Genomic DNA, 1,119 nt, shown 5'->3' with positions numbered 1-1,119 from the left:
GTCGCCGACTTTGTCGGTGATCCAGTCGTGGAAGGCGCCGATGTGGTGTTCGGAGGGGACGAGGACGCCGCCGGTGGCGTAGATCTTGGAGTTCATGGCGGGTTGGCAGCGTTCGCAGGCGTCGAAGTCCTGTTGGTTGACGCGGTGGAAGAGCTCGACGGAGGCGGTGACGTCCTTGCCGGATTCCACGACGGTGGGCAGGTAGAGCCAGTCGCACTCGACGATGGTGTGGTCGGCGGCCATGGGGAACATGCGGTGGATGATGACGTGGTCGGGGACGAGGTTGACGAACACGGTGGGTTTGATGGTGATCGCGTAGTAGCGGCGGTCGTGCTCGTCGTCCACGCCGGGGAGCTTGTCGAGGCCTTCGGAGCCGTCGACGGTGAAGCCGGCGACGTTCTCGCCGAACTCGGCGCCGTGGCCGACGAAGTACTGGGCGGCGAGGCCGTCGGCGAACTCGGGCAGGACCTCGGTGAGTTCGGGGTGGATGGTGGCGCAGTGGTAGCACTCCATGAAGTTCTCGATGATGAGCTTCCAGTTGGCCTTCACGTCGTAGGTGATGCGCCGGCCCAGGGCGAGGTTGGCGATGTCGTAGCCCTCGATGGCCTGGGTGTCGCCGAGGCGTTCTTCGATGTCGCCCATCACGTCCTCCTCGAAGGAGGGGGGGTTCTCGGCCAGGCAGACCCAGACGTAGCCGAGGTACTCGCGCACCGGGATGGTGACCAGTCCGTATTCCTGGCGGTCGATGTCGGGCATCTTGGTGAGGTTGGGGGCGGCGATGAGCTTGCCGTCGAGGTCGTAGGTCCAGGCGTGGTAGGGGCACTGGAAGGAGCGCTTGGCTTCCCCGGTGTCCTCCATGCACAGTTTCACGCCGCGGTGGCGGCAGATGTTGTAGAAGGCGCGGATGCCGTGCTTGCGGTTGCGGGTGATGATGATCGATTCCCGGCCGATCTGCACGGTGCGGTAGGCCCCGGGCTTGTCGAGGTCACCGGCGCGCACGGCGCAGAACCACATCTGCTCGAAGATCCGTTCCTGCTCGGCGCGGAAGACGGCCTCGTCCACGTAGCTGGATCCGGGCAGGGTGGAGATCAGGGACTCCGAGACAACATTGGTCGACAA

The 1,119-nt window shown here is 65.0% G+C and carries 1 protein-coding gene; it reads right to left on the bottom strand.

Features of this window, described 5'->3' with window-relative positions; genetic code table 11:
• A partial coding sequence (locus GMA12_RS18135) for an aromatic ring-hydroxylating oxygenase subunit alpha (protein WP_156270878.1) occupies nt 1-1,119 on the bottom strand: 1,119 nt, incomplete at its 3' end.

This window comes from Kocuria sediminis (genome assembly GCF_009735315.1).
Taxonomy (GTDB): domain Bacteria; phylum Actinomycetota; class Actinomycetes; order Actinomycetales; family Micrococcaceae; genus Kocuria; species Kocuria turfanensis.
This window is presented reverse-complemented; position numbering and strand designations above follow the sequence as displayed.